This is a genomic window from Mesorhizobium sp. M0571 (assembly GCF_040320985.1).
In the GTDB taxonomy this organism is placed as follows: domain Bacteria; phylum Pseudomonadota; class Alphaproteobacteria; order Rhizobiales; family Rhizobiaceae; genus Mesorhizobium.
This window is the reverse complement of record NZ_JAMYQT010000019.1, coordinates 52,578-68,372: the sequence shown is the minus strand read 5'-3', so window position 1 is coordinate 68,372 and position 15,795 is coordinate 52,578. Positions and strand designations below refer to the sequence as shown.

At 62.6% G+C, this 15,795-nt stretch carries 13 protein-coding genes; 3 read left to right on the top strand and 10 right to left on the bottom strand.

Annotated features, from left to right (window positions below):
• Window positions 1-21: 21 nt before the first annotated feature.
• The 8 genes from nadE to NKI85_RS22075 all read right to left on the bottom strand — a co-directional run bounded on the left by nadE (window position 22) and on the right by NKI85_RS22075 (window position 11,142).
• Window positions 22-1,029: an NAD(+) synthase gene (nadE, locus tag NKI85_RS22110; protein ID WP_352527001.1), complete on the bottom strand. Its 1,008-nt coding sequence runs from the start codon at window positions 1,027-1,029 to the stop codon at window positions 22-24.
• Window positions 1,026-2,573 (bottom strand): class I adenylate-forming enzyme family protein, encoded by a 1,548-nt coding sequence (locus NKI85_RS22105; RefSeq protein ID WP_352527000.1) that lies wholly within the window; start codon window positions 2,571-2,573, stop codon window positions 1,026-1,028. Before NKI85_RS22105 ends, nadE begins: the two co-directional genes overlap by 4 nt.
• Before the next feature lie 22 nt (window positions 2,574-2,595).
• Complete coding sequence (locus tag NKI85_RS22100) at window positions 2,596-2,859, bottom strand: acyl carrier protein (protein WP_352527067.1); 264 nt, start codon at window positions 2,857-2,859, stop codon at window positions 2,596-2,598.
• Window positions 2,860-2,878: 19 nt separating this feature from the next.
• Window positions 2,879-4,816, bottom strand: coding sequence for an asparagine synthase (glutamine-hydrolyzing) (gene asnB / locus NKI85_RS22095; protein ID WP_352526999.1), 1,938 nt, complete (start codon window positions 4,814-4,816; stop codon window positions 2,879-2,881).
• Between the two features lie 293 nt (window positions 4,817-5,109).
• Window positions 5,110-6,081 (bottom strand): NAD-dependent epimerase/dehydratase family protein, encoded by a 972-nt coding sequence (locus tag NKI85_RS22090; RefSeq protein ID WP_352526998.1) that lies wholly within the window; start codon window positions 6,079-6,081, stop codon window positions 5,110-5,112.
• Window positions 6,082-6,189: 108 nt separating this feature from the next.
• The gene (gene smc, locus NKI85_RS22085; protein ID WP_352526997.1) at window positions 6,190-9,648 is read right to left on the bottom strand and encodes a chromosome segregation protein SMC; all 3,459 of its coding nucleotides are present in this window, start codon (window positions 9,646-9,648) and stop codon (window positions 6,190-6,192) included.
• Window positions 9,649-9,765: 117 nt separating this feature from the next.
• Entirely contained in the window at window positions 9,766-10,512 is a 747-nt protein-coding gene (locus NKI85_RS22080) for a DsbA family protein (RefSeq protein WP_352526996.1), read from the bottom strand.
• A gap of 129 nt (window positions 10,513-10,641) precedes the next feature.
• Complete coding sequence (locus NKI85_RS22075; protein ID WP_352526995.1) at window positions 10,642-11,142, bottom strand: DUF721 domain-containing protein; 501 nt, start codon at window positions 11,140-11,142, stop codon at window positions 10,642-10,644.
• 56 nt (window positions 11,143-11,198) lie between these two features.
• Here NKI85_RS22075 and mutY point away from each other — a divergent pair, with 56 nt between their 5' ends.
• The gene (gene mutY, locus NKI85_RS22070) at window positions 11,199-12,311 is read left to right on the top strand and encodes an A/G-specific adenine glycosylase (RefSeq protein WP_352526994.1); all 1,113 of its coding nucleotides are present in this window, start codon (window positions 11,199-11,201) and stop codon (window positions 12,309-12,311) included.
• An 11-nt stretch (window positions 12,312-12,322) separates the two neighbouring features.
• Window positions 12,323-12,940: an HAD family hydrolase gene (locus NKI85_RS22065; RefSeq protein ID WP_352526993.1), complete on the top strand. Its 618-nt coding sequence runs from the start codon at window positions 12,323-12,325 to the stop codon at window positions 12,938-12,940.
• A 59-nt stretch (window positions 12,941-12,999) separates the two neighbouring features.
• On the opposite strand, the gene NKI85_RS22060 is transcribed toward NKI85_RS22065, so the two are convergent.
• A complete protein-coding gene (locus tag NKI85_RS22060; RefSeq protein WP_352526992.1) occupies window positions 13,000-14,133 on the bottom strand; it encodes a site-specific DNA-methyltransferase in 1,134 nt (377 codons plus the stop codon).
• Between the two features lie 180 nt (window positions 14,134-14,313).
• On the opposite strand from NKI85_RS22060, the gene NKI85_RS22055 reads away from it, so the two are divergent.
• Window positions 14,314-15,003 (top strand): HAD family hydrolase, encoded by a 690-nt coding sequence (locus NKI85_RS22055; RefSeq protein ID WP_352526991.1) that lies wholly within the window; start codon window positions 14,314-14,316, stop codon window positions 15,001-15,003.
• Between the two features lie 38 nt (window positions 15,004-15,041).
• Here NKI85_RS22055 and NKI85_RS22050 read toward each other — a convergent pair whose 3' ends face one another.
• Window positions 15,042-15,746 (bottom strand): hypothetical protein, encoded by a 705-nt coding sequence (locus NKI85_RS22050; protein WP_352526990.1) that lies wholly within the window; start codon window positions 15,744-15,746, stop codon window positions 15,042-15,044.
• Window positions 15,747-15,795 lie beyond the last annotated feature (49 nt).

The following is a 15,795-nucleotide window of genomic DNA, read 5'->3' as shown; positions in this document are numbered from 1 at the left end:
CGTGGCCGGTCTCGAAGCAGGTCAGGTACCGAGTTCTTCGACTTCCTCGACGAGTTGCGGACGCATGTGCAGATAACGCGTCGCCTTGCGCTTGGCGACGATATCGGCCCAGACGCGTTCCACTTGGGAGGCGGCCAATCCCGCTGCCTGCCCCACCGCTTCTGCCGCCACGCCGTTGTTGAGACCGCAAAGGCAAAGGTCCATGCGGTCATAAGGAAGCGAGAAGTAGAACTCCTCCTGCGTCTGCGCCAGCGAGTAGGTATCGGTGGTCGGCGGCCGGTTCCGGATTTCTTCCGGAACACCGAGATGGGCCGCCAGCGCATAAACCTGTGTTTTATAGAGGTGGGCGATCGGCTTGACGTCCGCGGCGCCGTCACCGTTCTTCACGAAGAAACCCTGATCATATTCCAGCCGGTTCGGTGTTCCAAGAACGGCGAAGTTCAGACGATCGGCATGGTAGTATTCGATCTGCTTGCGGGTGCGCTGCTTCATATTGGTAGCGGCGACGACGCCGAGATAGACAGGCAACGGCATTCTCAGTTTCGTCTGCTTGCCTTCAGGATCCTGCACCACCAGCGACGAGATATTATAGCCTTGGCCCTCGAGCGCGTTCGCGATCACGATCTTCGAGGCCCAGCCTTCCCCGTATTCCGGGACCAATTCGCGGATGAAGGCGTCCCGACGCTTGTAGCAGCCCATTGCGCGCAAGGCCGCCCCGATATCTTCCGTAATAGCCTCGACACCGAAAGTGTCGGCGACGAGGCGGCCGAGCCGCAGACTTTCGGGATCGGAATCGCTTTCCGGCATGAACAGGCAAAGCACATTCCGGGGGCCGACGGCTCGTGCGGCCAACGCGACCGACACGCTCGAATCGATCCCGCCCGAAAGACCGAGCACAAGGCCCCGCTTGCGAAGCCCGCGCAACTGCTCGCGCAAGGCCGTTACGATACGGTCCGTTTCGGCGGCCAAATCGATCGCCAGAGCCTGCGCCAGAAAGATCCGCGCGTCCTCGGTTGGGCGAACATTCATTGCGCGGCCTCCATGGTTTCTGCCGCAAGCCGACGGCTGACCTTGCCGGTATCCGTCTTCGGCAGTTCGCGGCGGAACTCGATGACCTTGGGGATCATGAAGTCCTCAAGGTGACGTGCACAGTGACGAACGACATCCTTTTCGCTAAGCGCCGGGTCGGACCGTACGATGAGTGCGCCGATCGCATGCCCGAGCACAGGATCCGGCACACCGACAACCACTGCTTCCGCGATGCCCGGATGAGCGTGAAGCACGGCTTCCACTTCCTTGGGCGCCACCTTCTCTCCCCGCGACTTTATGATGTCGTCCTTGCGTCCGACGAAATAAAGAAAGCCGTCCTCATCGGTCCTGAACAGATCGCCGGTGTAGAGAACCTTCTCCCAAGGGTTCGGGCCTGGTCGCAGGGCTTGTTCCGTCGCAGCTTCGTTTCGCCAATAACCCTGCATGACGTGCGGCCCGCGAATGACCAACTCACCTGCTACGCCCGGCGGCACTCGTTGCCCGTGGTCGTCGACGACAAAGGCTTCGGTGTTTGGAATGGCTATTCCGACCGACCCCGGCCGACGGTCGAGCTCCTCGGGCGGCAGATAGGTGCAGCGCTTGCATTCCGTCAGGCCATACATCGAATAGAGCCTGACACCGGGAAAAAGGAACTGCAGGCGTTCTATGTGAGCCGGCGGCAAAGCAGCCGCCGTGTTGGAAATATAGCGAAGGCTGGGCAGGAAGCCCGGCGCCAGGTCACGCATCTGCAGGATCATCGCTGCCATCGTGGGCACGAGCGGAAGCCCGGTGACGCCTTCCTGGCGGATACGTTCAAAGACCGCCTGGGGAAAAGCGAAGGACTTCTCGAGCACGAGCGTGGCGCCGAGCCTGACAGCCATCAGCAACTGATAGAGACCGTAGTCGAAAGCGAGGGGCAGAACATTCAAGATGATGTCGTCTGGCGAGTTGCGCAGATAGGTGGCGATGGAGCCCGCCGCCGCATCGCAATTGCGGTGCGTCATCATCACGCCCTTGGGCCGGCCGGTCGAACCCGAGGTGTAGATCAACATCGCAAGATCGACGTCAATGCCGCGGTGGTCAATCTCCCTGGCTTGGAGCGTCAAGCAATCCGCCAGGGATGTGGCCCCTGCCGGGCATTGGTTATCGGCACCAACGGTGGAAGCCACGAAGATGCCGGTCTTGCCGGACGATCCGCACGCCTCGGCGACCACGGGCATCAGTTTTGCTTGCGTGAGGATCGCAGCTGCGTCGCAATCGGCGATGATGTAGGCCAGCTTTTCGGCCTTGGTGGATGCGTTGATCGGACTGAAAGTCGCGCCTGCTTTAAGAACTGCGAAAATCGAAACCGCAGCCTCCCAGCAATTGTCCATGAAGATCAGGACCCGGTCGTCGCGCCTGACGCCATTCATGAAAAGGGCCGCGGCCAGGCGGCTCGAAAGATCGTCTAGCTCTTCGTAGCACAGCCTTTTGTGCTCGGTGACCAATGCCGTTTTGGCTGGATGGGCAGCGGCCTTCGCAGCCAGAAGATGTTCGATCCGCACGGACGCTCCTCGCCGATGGCGCCTACGCTGCCAGCGCTTCTGCTTTCGCCTTGATGAAGGCGGAGATACGGTCAATCGAATCCAGATTGGCCGGTACGATGTCGGTATCGACCATCGCTATGCCGAAATTGTCCTCTATGAAAGCCACGAGTTCCAGCACGGCCGTCGAGTCGATGATGTCGTTCTCGATCAGTGATGCCGTGTCTGCAAGCTCGTAGGACGTGTCGCCGAACAGGAAGTTGTCGACGATAAAGGTTTTGACCTTGTCCTTGATTGTTACCATGATGTTTTCTTCCCTCGATTTCTCAGGCCGCTCGTGCTGCACCGACCTTTTGGCCGGTGAAAATCTTCTGCCACAGTTGCGTCGACAAAATGCCGACGAAGGCCGCATTGTCGCGGAATCCGGACGCTGGCTGCAAGCGGCATTTCTCGTGAAGGTTCGCCACCGCCTTGGCGTTGAATAGTCCGCCGGCGGCGATGCTCGCTTCGCTGAGCGAGTGGCGTACGTAGTCCAGTTCTCCGGCTCCAACAAAGGAGCGGGCTTCCGGAGCCCGGTAAGGCTGTTTGGTGCGCTCCCGGATGGCCGTCGGAAGCAGGTGCTTGGCAACTTTGCGCAGTATGTGTTTTTCCACCAATCCCTTCAGCTTCATTTCCGGCGGAAGTCTTCCGGCGAACTCCACCAAACGATGATCGAGGAAGGGGAAACGCCCTTCAATACCGTGCGCCATGGCCATCCGATCGCCCTGGCTAGAGAGGATGTAGCCCGGCAGGAGAAAGCGGGACTCGAGATATTGTGCCTGATGCAGCGGGTGCCACCGGGAAAATGCCTCAGGCAACCGGCTGGCCAGTTCCTCGGCTGCGTCATAGCCCTTCAACGTCGCACGCAGGTCACCCGAAAAGAACATCTTCGCCGCTGAGGTGGTCTTGAAGCGCGGCCGATGCGAGAACAGCGGATCGTCCAGGGCAGCGTTACCGGTGCCGAAGAACGCAGCCAGGTACTCCACGGACTGCTGTTGCAGACCCGGCAGATAGGGATAAAGCTTGCGGAACAGCTGTGGCCTGATGCGCGATGCCGGCTGTCGCCCGCAGAAACGGCGAACCCGCGCTTCCTTGAAGACATCATAGCCGGCAAAGACCTCGTCGGCGCCTTCGCCTGTCAGCACCACTTTCAAACCGGCCTGGCGAACGAGGCCGGACAATTGATAGAGGGGGGCCGGGGCGGTGCGGATGATCGGCCGCTCGGTAAAACGGATGACTTCGGGAAACACACCGGCGATATCGCCGGCACGGCAGGCGATGGTTCGATGCTGCGTGCCAAGTGCCGACGCCATTTCGGTCTGGAAGGCGCTTTCGTCATGCTCGGCGCTGTCGAACGTCACGGAAAATGTCTGCAGCTTAAGAGGAGTCATGCCGGCCGCGAGTGCCGAAACGAGAGATGAATCGAGCCCGCCCGAAAGGTAAGAACCGACCGGCACGTCGGCGCGCATGCGAAGCCTCACCGCGTCGGTCAAAAGGGCCTGCAGTTCTTCGGCTGCGTCATCCTCATTGGTGATCTTCGATGGCGCATCCCGATGCGGATAGTCCAGATGCCAGTATGGTTTGACCGTGACTTGCCCTTGCGTGGCGATCATCACGCTTGCCGGCTCCAGCTCGTGGATATTGCGGAAAGCCGTGCGTGGAGCGATCGGCGCCCACAGTGTAAAGATCTGGTCGAGTGCGATCGGATCGATTTCGGCCGAGACGCCGGGTACCTTCAGCAGGGCTTTTATCTCCGACGCAAAATAGAGCACCCCGTCCTTGCTGGTGTAGAACAGCGGCCGAACACCCATCCGGTCTCTTGCAAGCACCATCCGCCGACGCCGATTATCCCAAATCGCGAAGGCGAAATCACCGTTCAGGAGCGACAGGCAGTCTTCGCCCATCTCGTCATACAGGTGCAGGAGAACCTCTGTGTCGCTCGACGTGCGGAAGCGTCGGCCCTTGGCCAGCAGCCCTTGGCGCAGTTCGACGTAGTTGAAAATCTCGCCGTTGAACGCAATCGTCAAATCGCCGGTCTCGTCGGACATCGGCTGCTGGCCATCACCAATCCCAATCACCGACAACCGCGCATGCGCAAGCCCAGCCTCGCGCGCTACGAATTTCCCTTGCTCATCCGGTCCGCGATGGGCGATCGCGGACGTCATGCGCGCAAGCAAAGCTTCCGCATCCCGGACCGAACCGAAATAGCCCCCGAATCCACACATCCACACAGCTCATACTGAACAGCAAGCCACGGAACATAGCGTTCATAAACGCCTCAAAGGTTAATCGGATATTTTTCAGCGAGCATGTGGTTAACAGGAAGTTAGGACGATATGATGCTTTTGCGGACCGACTTGTGCCCCACTCTAGGTGTCACGCTTGATGGTGAGCTGCGGTCGCACGATCGCTATGGGCGACGTTCTTTATAGCTTCGCGCCGGATCAGTTGCGGATTGGGCCGAAGCCAGTGACATCGGTTCACGTCGAGATAGAGACGTCACCGCAAGCAGTGCAAATTACTGCTTCGAGTACGGTCGGTACCAATCGACAAACTTCTTCAGCCCGTCCTCTATCGAAACGCTCGGCCTGAAGCCGAAATCCCGCTCCAGCGCGGTCATGTCGGCAAAGGTCTGCTCGACGTCGCTCGCCTGCATCGGCTCGTTTTGCCGGATTGCCTTGACCTCGAGCAGCCTTTCCAGAATGTCGATGAAGTCGCCCAGCCGCACCGGCCGGTTGTTGCCGACATTGTAAAGCCTGTTCGGCGGAACGTCAGCCGCCGGCGGCTTGTCGAGCACGGCGACAACTGCCTTCACGACATCGTCTATGTAGGTGAAATCGCGCCACATTTCGCCATTGTTGAAGACCCGGATCGGCTTGCCCTCGAGCATCGCCTGGGTGAACATCCAATAGGCCATATCGGGGCGGCCCCAAGGACCGTAGACCGTGAAAAACCGCAAGCCGGTCTGCGGTATGCCGAACAGATGGGCGTAGGTGTGGCTCATCAGTTCATCGGTTTTCTTGGTGGCGGCGTAAAGCGAAACGGGCTTGTCGACCTGATCGGCTTCGCTGAACGGCACGCTGCGGTTGCCGCCGTAGACGGAACTCGACGAGGCATAGACCAGATGCTCGAATGCCGGTTCGGCGCGACAGAATTCGAGCACTTCGAGGTGGCCCATGACGTTGGAGCGGATATAGAGCCGCGGATTGTTGAGTGAGTGACGCACGCCCGCCTGCGCGGCGAGATGGATGATCCTGACTATGCCTTGCCCGGCCAAAGCGGCCGCAAGCGCGCCCTGTTCGGCAATGTCGATCTGGTGAAACGAGAAATCCTTGTGAGGCAGAAGACGGGCAAGCCGCCCCTTTTTGAGCGCCAGGTCGTAATAGTCGTTCATGTTGTCGACGCCGACGACCGCTTCTCCCCGGTCCAGCAGATGGTGGCAAACGTGACTGCCGATGAACCCCGCGGCTCCGGTGACAAGTATAGGCAACAGGCTTCTCCACGCGCATAGCCGGCCGGTGTCTGGAGAGGCAGATCCAGCCCATTTCGTCGTGCTATAGTCGAAAGCCGAGGTGGAGACCACCACTAAGCTGAAGCGTCAGCTTGCCTCGCGCATGGCCTCAGCAGCCTGCAAGTCGACCGAGACCAGTTGGCTGACGCCTTGCTCGGCCATGGTCACCCCGAACAGCCGGTCCATGCGCGCCATGGTGATCGGGTTGTGTGTGATGATGACGAAGCGCGTTTCGGTGGTTGCGGCCATTTCGTCCATCAAATTGCAGAAACGTTCGACATTATGGTCGTCGAGCGGCGCGTCGACTTCGTCAAGCACGCAGATCGGCGCCGGGTTGGTCAGGAACACGGCGAAAATCAGCGACATCGCCGTCAACGCCTGCTCACCGCCGGACAGCAGCGTCATCGTCTGCGGCTTCTTGCCGGGCGGACGCGCCAGGATCTCGAGCCCTGCTTCGAGCGGATCGTCGGACTCGATCAGTTGCAGCTCGGCGGTGCCGCCGCCGAACAAATGCGAAAACAGCCGTTGAAAATGGCCGTTGACCACCTCGAAGGCGGCGAGCAGCCGCTCGCGGCCTTCACGGTTCAGGCTGTGGATCGCCTGCCGCAGCTTGCGGATCGCCTCGATGATATCGTCGCGCTCGGAAACGATGGTCTCCAGCCGATCCGACAGTTCCTTCTGCTCTTCCTCGGCGCGCAGATTGACGGCGCCGAGCCGTTCGCGCTCGATCTTCAGCCGGTCGAGCTGACGCTCGATCTCGGCCATTTCGGGCATCGGGCTGTCGGCCTCGAGGCCGGTGTGGCGGATCACCAGGTGCGGCGGCGTGTTCAGCGTTTCCTGGATGCGCGCCTCGACCTCCAGCCGCCGCTCGTCGGCGGCGGTCAGCCGCTCTTCGGCGCGAACGCGGGATTCCCGCGCCTCGGCCAGCGACTGGATGGCTGATGTCGCAGCCTTGTCCAGCACGGACTGCCGGTTCTCGGCTTCCTGCAAACGGTCGCCCGCCGCCTTGCGCAAGCTTTCGGCCTCGGCGAGCTGCGACAGCAAGGCGCGCCGCTTGGCGTCGATCTCGTCGGGTGCGTCGGCCAGCCTTTCGCGCTCGGCCTCGGCCTCGGCCTTGCGTTCGCCGAGCGCTGCGATCTGTGTCGACGCGTTTTCGGCGCGCTCCACCCAGTTGCGCCGTTCCGCTCCGATGGCATCGAGGCGGCGCGCACGTGCCTCGGCCTCTCGCTTCAGGCCTTCATGGACGGCGCGCGCATCGGCAAGGGCGGCGCGGTCGCGGGCAACGTTAGCGGCCGACTGCTCAAGCTGCAATTGCAGATCGCCGAGATCGGGAGCGTCTTGCAGCAGCATTTCCGCGTCGACCAACGCCGCCGCCGTTTCCTCATGGCTGTCGACGATACGGGCGCGCGCCTCGTCAAGTGCTGCACGGCGGCTCGACAGCTCGCCGCCGGCCTTTTCGGCCTCGGCCAGCACATTGCGGGCAGCGTCCAGCCCGTGCTGGGCGTCGCGCCCGGCCTGTCGGGCGTTGCGTTCGGCCTCGCTCGCGTGGGCAAGCGCCTGCTCGGCCTGGGCAAGAGCCTGTTCGGCTTCGCGCAGGATGCGCGTGGCATGGACTGCTTCGGCGTCGAGTTCGGCCAGCCGGTTTTTCTGCGCCAGCCGCTGCGCGGCGGCGGTCGGCGCATCGGCGCTGGCGGTGAAACCATCCCAGCGCCAGAGCGCACCTTCGCGGCTGACCAATCGTTGGCCGGGAGCAAGCAGCGTCTGCAGCCTTCTTCCGTCGGCGGCTTCGACAATGCCGATCTGGGCCAGCCGGCGGGCCAGCTGCGCCGGCGCGCGCACCACGCTGGCGAGGCTCTTTATGCCTTCGGGCAAAGCGGCGTCGCCGGGCTGGATTTCGCTCTGGCCCCAATGCACCGGCGCGCTGCGGTCGAGCGGCACGTCGAGATCTTCGCCAAGCGCGGCACCCAGCGCCGTCTCGTAGCCACGCTCGACGCTGATCTGCTCCAGCACCGAGGGAAACAAGTCGCCGCTCGCAGCGTTCAGGATCTTGGCAAGCGTGCGGGCCTCGGTTTCGATCCGAGCCAGCTCGGCCTTTGCGTCCTGAACTGGTGGGCGGGCCGCACTTTCGCCCGCGCGTGCCTCGGCGACAGCCTGTTCGGCGGCAATCGCGGCTGCCTCGGCCTCTTCGAGCAGCGCCAGCGCCTGTTCGACCAGAAGCCGCTTCTCGGCGGGATCGGGCAGGCCGGCGACCCTGGAGACGATCTCGGACAGTTCGCGGTCGACATCGGCAAGCTGGCGGGCAAAGCGGTCGCGGCGCTCAGCGGTGTCGCGCAGCGTCCGTTCGATCTGGTTGCGCGAGGCGGCAGCCTCCGCCCGTTCGGCGGTCAGCGCGGCGAGCCTGGCCTCGCTCACGGCAAGCGTCGATGCCGCCTGCTCGAAAGCCGCGCGGGTGCTGGCCTCGCGCTCGGCAGCGCCGGCGTTTTCGGCGTTGAGCGCGGCTTCTTCGGCAGCGAGGCGTTCGAGGATATCCGCATTGTCGCGGACCATGCGCTCCTCGCGGGCAAGGTCGCCGTCGAGCTGTTGCAGTCGGCGGTCGAGCTCAGCCTGGCGGGCGCGGATGCGGCCTGCCTCTTCCTCGATCTGCGCCTTGGCGATCGACAGACGCTGGAAGGCGGCGGCGGCGGCGGCTTCCGCATCGCGCAGGTCCGGCAGCCGGTGGGCGTTGATGCCTTGTTCCCTGGCGGCAGCCATCTGGGCGGCGGCACGGTCGCCGACCAGCGCGGTGGCAATCGCCAGCGCCGAACGCGCTTCGCCTTCCTGCGTCTTGGCCAGCGTCCAGCGCAGATGCAGCAGCGTCGCTTCGGCCTTGCGGATATCGGCCGACAGGTTCTTGAAGCGCGAGGCCTGGCGGGCCTGGCGTTTCAGGCTTTCGATCTGGCTTTCCAGTTCGCCGACGACGTCGTCCAGCCGTTCGAGGTTCTGTTCGGCCGCCTTCAGCCGCAGCTCGGCTTCGTGGCGGCGCGTATGCAGGCCGGAAATCCCAGCCGCCTCTTCCAGCAGCGCGCGGCGCGCCTGCGGCTTTGCCTGGATCAGCTCGCCGATGCGGCCCTGGCCGACCATAGAGGGCGAGCGGGCACCGGTCGACTGATCTGCGAACAGCAGCTGCACGTCCTTGGCGCGGGCTTCTTTGCCGTTGATGCGGTAGAGCGAGCCGGCCTCGCGCTCGATGCGGCGCGAGACCTGCAATTCATCGGCGTCATTGAAAGCGGACGGCGCGGTGCGGTCGCTATTGTCGAGGAACAGCGTGACTTCGGCGGTGTTGCGGGCCGCACGCGTTCCCGAACCGGAAAAGATCACGTCGTCCATACCGGACGCACGCATGTTCTTGTAGGAGCTTTCGCCCATAACCCAGCGCAGCGCCTCGACCAGGTTCGACTTGCCGCAGCCGTTCGGCCCAACGATGCCGGTCAGGCCGCGTTCGATGACGAACTCGCCGGGTTCGACGAAGGATTTGAAGCCGAGGAGGCGAAGGCGCGAGAACTTCATTCGCGCCGGCCCATAGCCAAGTTCCGCAAAAGTCTTCCGCGGCTTTGCGACAAGAACCCGCGGCACAACAAAAAGCCGCGCACGCCGAAGCGCAGCTGCTTCGGCGTCGCCGAAACGTCAGAGCAGAGGGTCGATGATGGCCGACATTTCCGCAATCGACATCGCCCCTTTGTAGGTCTTTCCGTTGATGAAAAAGGTCGGTGTGGAATCGACCTTGAATTCGTCGGCGCCGCGCTTCTGGACGGATCTCACATCGTCCAGAAGTTTCTGGTCCGTCAAGCAGGCCTCGAAGGACTCCTGTGTAAAACCGGCAAGCTTGGCGATTTGCAGCAGTGCGTCCTTGGTATTGTTCACACCAACCCAGTTCGCCTGCTGCCTGAACAGCACGTCGACCATCGGGAAATAATTGTCCTTGGAGCAGCGCGCCAGCATGAAACCGGCTTCGGCGCTGGGATCGAACGGAAATTCGCGCAGGATGTAGCGGGCCTTGCCGGTGTCGATATACTTCGTCTTCAGCTCCGGAAAAGTGGTTTCGGCGAAATGCGCGCAGTGCGGGCAGGTCATCGAGGCATATTCGACGATGGTGACCTTTGCATCGTCCTTGCCGAGCTGCATGTCGGGCAGCGCGCCCGGCTTCAACAAGGCCGCCATGTCCACCGTACCCTGAGCTTCCGGCGCCTTGGCGGCGGCTGGAGCGGCCGGCTTCGCAGCGTCGGCGGGTTTCGTCGAATCGGCGGGGGCCGCAGGCGTCACATCCTGCGCCTCGGCTTTCTCGCCCGAGTCGCTGCATGCGGCAAGCAGAGCCACCGCTGGTATGGCGGCCAGCGAAGACAAGAGGTTTCTGCGGGACAAGGAACGGATCATACGAATCACCTGGCAATAGTTAGATTTTGCAATGCAAAGGCTACAAAAAGCGAGAGTTGGCGCGAATTAAGGCATTGCCGTCCCTATTCCAATCGCCAAATTCCAGCATGCCATCACGATAGCGCGAGATCACGGCTTCTTTTGGCCGAGAATGGTGGCGCCAAGCCGCTCCAGCGAGGCGCGCAGCCCGTCGTCCTCGATCAAACCGACCGTGCCTGACAGCTTCGCCTTCTCGGCCACGGTCAGCGGCCGCAAACTGGGTTTCGGCTTTTCCTTGCCCGTCATTACCGGCTTCTGCACGATCCTGATCCGGCCGATCGCATTGAAACCGAGAAACGCATTGACCCGGTTGATGATCTCGCCGGTCTCGTGCTGCAGATGCAGTGCCGCCACACCCTCGCAGGCAATGACCAGCACCGCCGGCTCGAACGGATCGTCCTCATGCATGCGGCGCGGCCACTGGATCTTTTCCGGGCGCGAGCGGCCGGCAAGCCGCGGCCCGGCAATCTCTTCCCACGACTGGACCAGCCCGATCGACATGCCGGCCCGCTTGCGCAGCACCGGGTCGAGTATCTCGGTTGCGAGATCGCTCACCGGAACGGGATTGCCGAAGGGCCTTTTCCCTGCCATGTGCGTTCTCCAGTCACCAGCTTCAGCACCAGTGGATTAGGGCCGACCGTCGATCAATGGCACTGCACGACCAGACCCGCAAGGCCGTATCCGCAGGCGATGGCGAGATCGCGTTCCGGCTGCTTGGCTGGTACGACGCGCATCACCGCGACCTGCCCTGGCGCGTTCCGCCGCGCGCGCTGGCAGGCGGCGCGCGGCCCGATCCCTATCTGGTCTGGCTTTCCGAGGTGATGCTTCAGCAAACCACGGTCGAGGCGGTAAAATCCTATTTCCGGGCTTTCGTGCAGAAATGGCCGACGGTCGAAGCACTGGCGGCGGCACCGACCGAAGACATCATGAAGGCCTGGGCCGGGCTCGGCTATTATTCTCGCGCCCGCAACCTTAAAGCCTGTGCCGATCTCGTCGCGCGGCAAGGCGGTCGCTTTCCGGACAGCGAGACCGGCTTGAAGGAACTGCCCGGGATCGGCGCCTACACGGCGGCGGCAGTCGCGGCGATCGCTTTCGACCGGCCCGCCGCCGTCGTCGACGGCAATGTCGAGCGGGTCGTCTCACGGCTGTTTTCTATCGCCACGCCGCTGGGCGAGGCCAAGGGCGAGATACGCGGCCATGTCGAGCGCATGGTTCCCCGGACAAGGCCGGGTGACTTCGCCCAGGCGATGATGGACCTGGGCGCGACGATCTGCACGCCGCGCCGGCCCCGCTGCATGCTTTGCCCGGTACGGCAGGATTGCAGCGCGACCACCTCAGGCGACCCCGAACGCTTTCCGGTCCGCCTGCCCAAGGCCGAAAAACCCTTGCGCCGCGGCGCCGCCTTCGTTGCCTTCAGGGGCGACGGCGCCATCCTTTTGCGCAAGCGCGTGGATAAAGGCCTGCTCGGCGGCATGACCGAAGTGCCCACGACGAGCTGGACCGCGCGGATCGACGGCGCCACCACCGATGCGGCAGCCCCATTCCCCGGCGACTGGCGGCGGGCCGGGCGCATTGGCCATGTCTTCACCCACTTCGCGCTCGAACTCGACGTGTTCAAGGCGGAGACCGACAGCGCCGCCCCGGCAGGGCATTTCTGGTCGCTGGCGCATGAAATTTCCGGGGAAGCGCTGCCGACCGTCATGAAAAAGGTAATCGAAGCGGCGATACCGGGCGCGACGAAGAAGCAGCGGCCGCATTGAAAGAGAGAAGAATGACTGAAATCCGCCACATCGTTTTCGACATCGGCAAAGTGCTGATCCACTACGATCCGAACCTGCCTTTCAGCCGCTTGATCCCCGATCCCGACGAACGGAAATGGTTCTTCGACAATGTCTGCACGCATGACTGGAATATCGAGCAGGACCGCGGCCGCAGCTGGGAGGAGGCCGAAGCGCTGGCAATCGCGGAGTATCCCGAGCACGCCGAAAACGTCCGCAATTTCCGCCGGCACTGGCACGAGATGGTGCCTCATGCCTATGAGGACAGCGTCGCCATCATGATCGGCCTGATCGAGAGCGGCCATGACGTGACGATGCTGACCAATTTCGCCGCGGACACGCTTGCCGAGGCCCGCGAGCGTTTCGATTTCCTCAATCGGCCGCGCGGCGTGACCGTTTCCGGCGACATCCGCCAGATCAAGCCGGATCGCGCCATCTATGATCACCACGTCGCCGCGTTCGGCCTCGATCCGGCAGCCACGCTGTTCATCGACGACAGCCAGAAGAATGTCGACGGCGCCAAGGCGGCCGGTTGGCAGGCTGTGCTGTTCACCGACGCCCAGACGCTCAAGGCGGACCTTGAGCGTCTTGGGATCATAGTGTTATTTTAATCACTTCCAGTAACTGGCTGAGACTTCGCATTAACGAATCTGTCGCAACTCAGAAGCCGTCAGGCCCCTGCCCGCTCCATGCCCAGCCGCGCAATGCGGCGAAGCTCGTCGATCGGTGTCAGGCCGCCGCTGCGCTCATAATGCCAGAAGGTCCAGCCATTGCAGGCGTCGAGCCCCTGGACTTCCGCACCGATCTTGTGGATCGACCCGGCACTGTCGCCGATCGCCAGAGTGCCGTCGGCGCGCACCTTTGCCGCCCAGCGCTTCTTGGCGTCGTAGAGCGTGGCGCCGGGTGCCACCAGGCCATTGTCGAGAAGAGTGACGAAGGCGACGCGCGGCTCGGCGCGCTTGCCGGTCAGCACCGTCAGATTGGCGCCGTCGAGCGGCCGGACCGCATCGATCCTGTCCATGGCGGCATCGATATAAGCCTGCTCACGCTCGATGCCGACGAAGTGGCGGCCAAGCCGCTTGGCCACCGCGCCGGTAGTGCCTGAACCGAAGAAGGGGTCGAGCACAATGTCGCCGGGCCTGGTCGAGGCCGTCATGACACGGGCAAGCAACGCTTCCGGCTTCTGCGTCGGATGCAATTTGTCGCCATTGTCGTTCTTCAGGCGCTCGCCGCCGGTGCAGATCGGAAACAGCCAGTCGGAGCGCATCTGAATGTCGTCGTTCGACGCCTTCAGCGCCTCGTAGTTGAATGTGTAACCCTTGCCCTTCTGGTCGCGCGATGCCCAGATCATCGTCTCATGCGCGTTCTGGAAACGGCGGCCACGGAAATTGGGCATTGGATTGGTCTTGCGCCAGACGACGTCGTTGAGGATCCAGAAGCCCAGGTCCTGCATTTTGGCGCCGACCCTGAAAATATTGTGGTAGGAGCCGATGACCCAGATCGTGCCGTTGGGCTTCAACACGCGGCGCGCCGCCAGCAGCCAGGCGCGAGTGAAGGCGTCGTAGGCCTCAAAACTGTCGAACTGGTCCCAATGGTCGTCGACGGCATCGACCTTGGATTGGTCGGGCCGATGCAGATCGCCATCGAGCTGCAGATTGTAAGGCGGATCAGCAAAGATCACGTCGATCGACTTTTCCGGCAGCCGTTCGAGCGCGGCGACGCAGTCGCCCTTCAGGATCGTATCCAGCCACTCGGATTGCTGGGGAGCATCGGAAAGCTCGTCGAGAAGACGCACGGCAGACATTGTGACACCCAAGGCACGCGTTACTGTTTACTCCGCGTTATGGTTACCGATCAGCGTAAATATTCAGTGAAGCAGGCCGCCGAATTTGCGAAGCCCGGCCTGTTGGTGTATGCCGCGCCGCCTGAGCCGTTTGGACCAAAGGCCTCTCGGCATTCCCTTCATCCCGCTTCCCGGATCACCATGCCTCAGCCAGACCTTGTCATCTTCGATTGCGACGGCGTGCTCGTCGATTCCGAAATCATCGCCGCGCGCATCGATGCCGAGCTTTTGACCTCGGCCGGCTACGAGATATCGGCCGAGGAGATTTCCGAGGTCTATGCCGGGCTGACCTTCAAGGACATCATGATGCGGGTCGAGGAAAAGTCCCGTATCCCGTTCCAGGCTTCGCTGATCGACAAGGAGGAACAGCTGGTCGATCGCAGGCTGCGCAGCGACGTGCGTGCCATCGACGGGGCGCATGAGGCGGTCGCCGCGGTAACAGTGCCGCGCTGCGTCTGCTCGAATTCGCGTTCCGAGCGGATCGAATTCATGCTGGAGAAGGTGCATCTTTTGCCGTTCTTTGCCGGCCGGATTTTTTCCTCGCTGGAAACCCCGACCGGGAAAACCAAGCCGGCGCCGGACGTGTTTCGGTTCGCCGCGGAAAAGCTCAAGGCCGATCCTGCCAACACCTTCGTCATCGAGGATTCGGTGCATGGCGTCACCGGCGCCAAAATGGCAGGAATGCGCGTCATCGGCTTCACCGGCGCGGCGCACAGCTATCCCGGCCATGCCGACGCGCTGACCGAGGCCGGCGCCGAAACGGTCATCCGCCGCTGGGCGGAACTGAAAAGCGTGATCGCCGCGCTGTCGGAATGGTCGGCGGACGCCTGAGAGGCCGTCTCCAACCGCCGTGGCGCGAATGCAGCGGCTCAGTTGGTCGCGGCGGTTTTCTTCTTCTTCGGCTTGTTTGTCGCTACTTTCGGAGCGCCCTCGTCATAACCGGCATATGCCTGGTAGTCCTGCGCCGTCGGCTCCGGAACGACGACGTTGGAATCGGTGAAGACGAACTGCGTGGCACTCGAAGGATCGGTGACCTGAACCTGATGGGAGTGAAGCTGCGAATAGAGAACTTCGGTGCCGTGCATCACCGCGATACGGATCGGCATGGTGATGGTGCCGGGGGTGAACATCGGGCCAGGCACGACCTTGCCGGCGACGGCTATCTTCATCGACAAGGAGCCGTTGGCGCGGCTGCAGTCGCGGGTCACATCGGTGATCGAAGCCTGATAAATGATCTTGGCGGAATCGTCCGGCTGGTCGGCGCCTACCGCGTCCGGGGCCGTCTGGGTTGCTTGAGCATCCTGGGCGGCGACGTCGGTTTTCTTCTTCGGCTTCGGACCGCTTTTGGCATAGGTGTTGAAGAAGGCAGTGCCGTCACGCAACGTCACTTTCGGACAATAGGCCTGCAATTGGCTGGAAAGCACCTTGGGGTCCGGTGGCGGTGGTGGCGTCGTATCCTTCTTGCCGAAGCCGAGAATGCCAGTGTCGCCTGATTGGCAGCCCGCGGCGGCAAGCATAAAGCCGGTGAGCGCCAGACCCGCGACAAAACGACCGTTGAATGAATGAAACGCCATGAACTGCACTTCCCTCTCGCAAAGCCGGTGACGTATATCAACCGCGCGG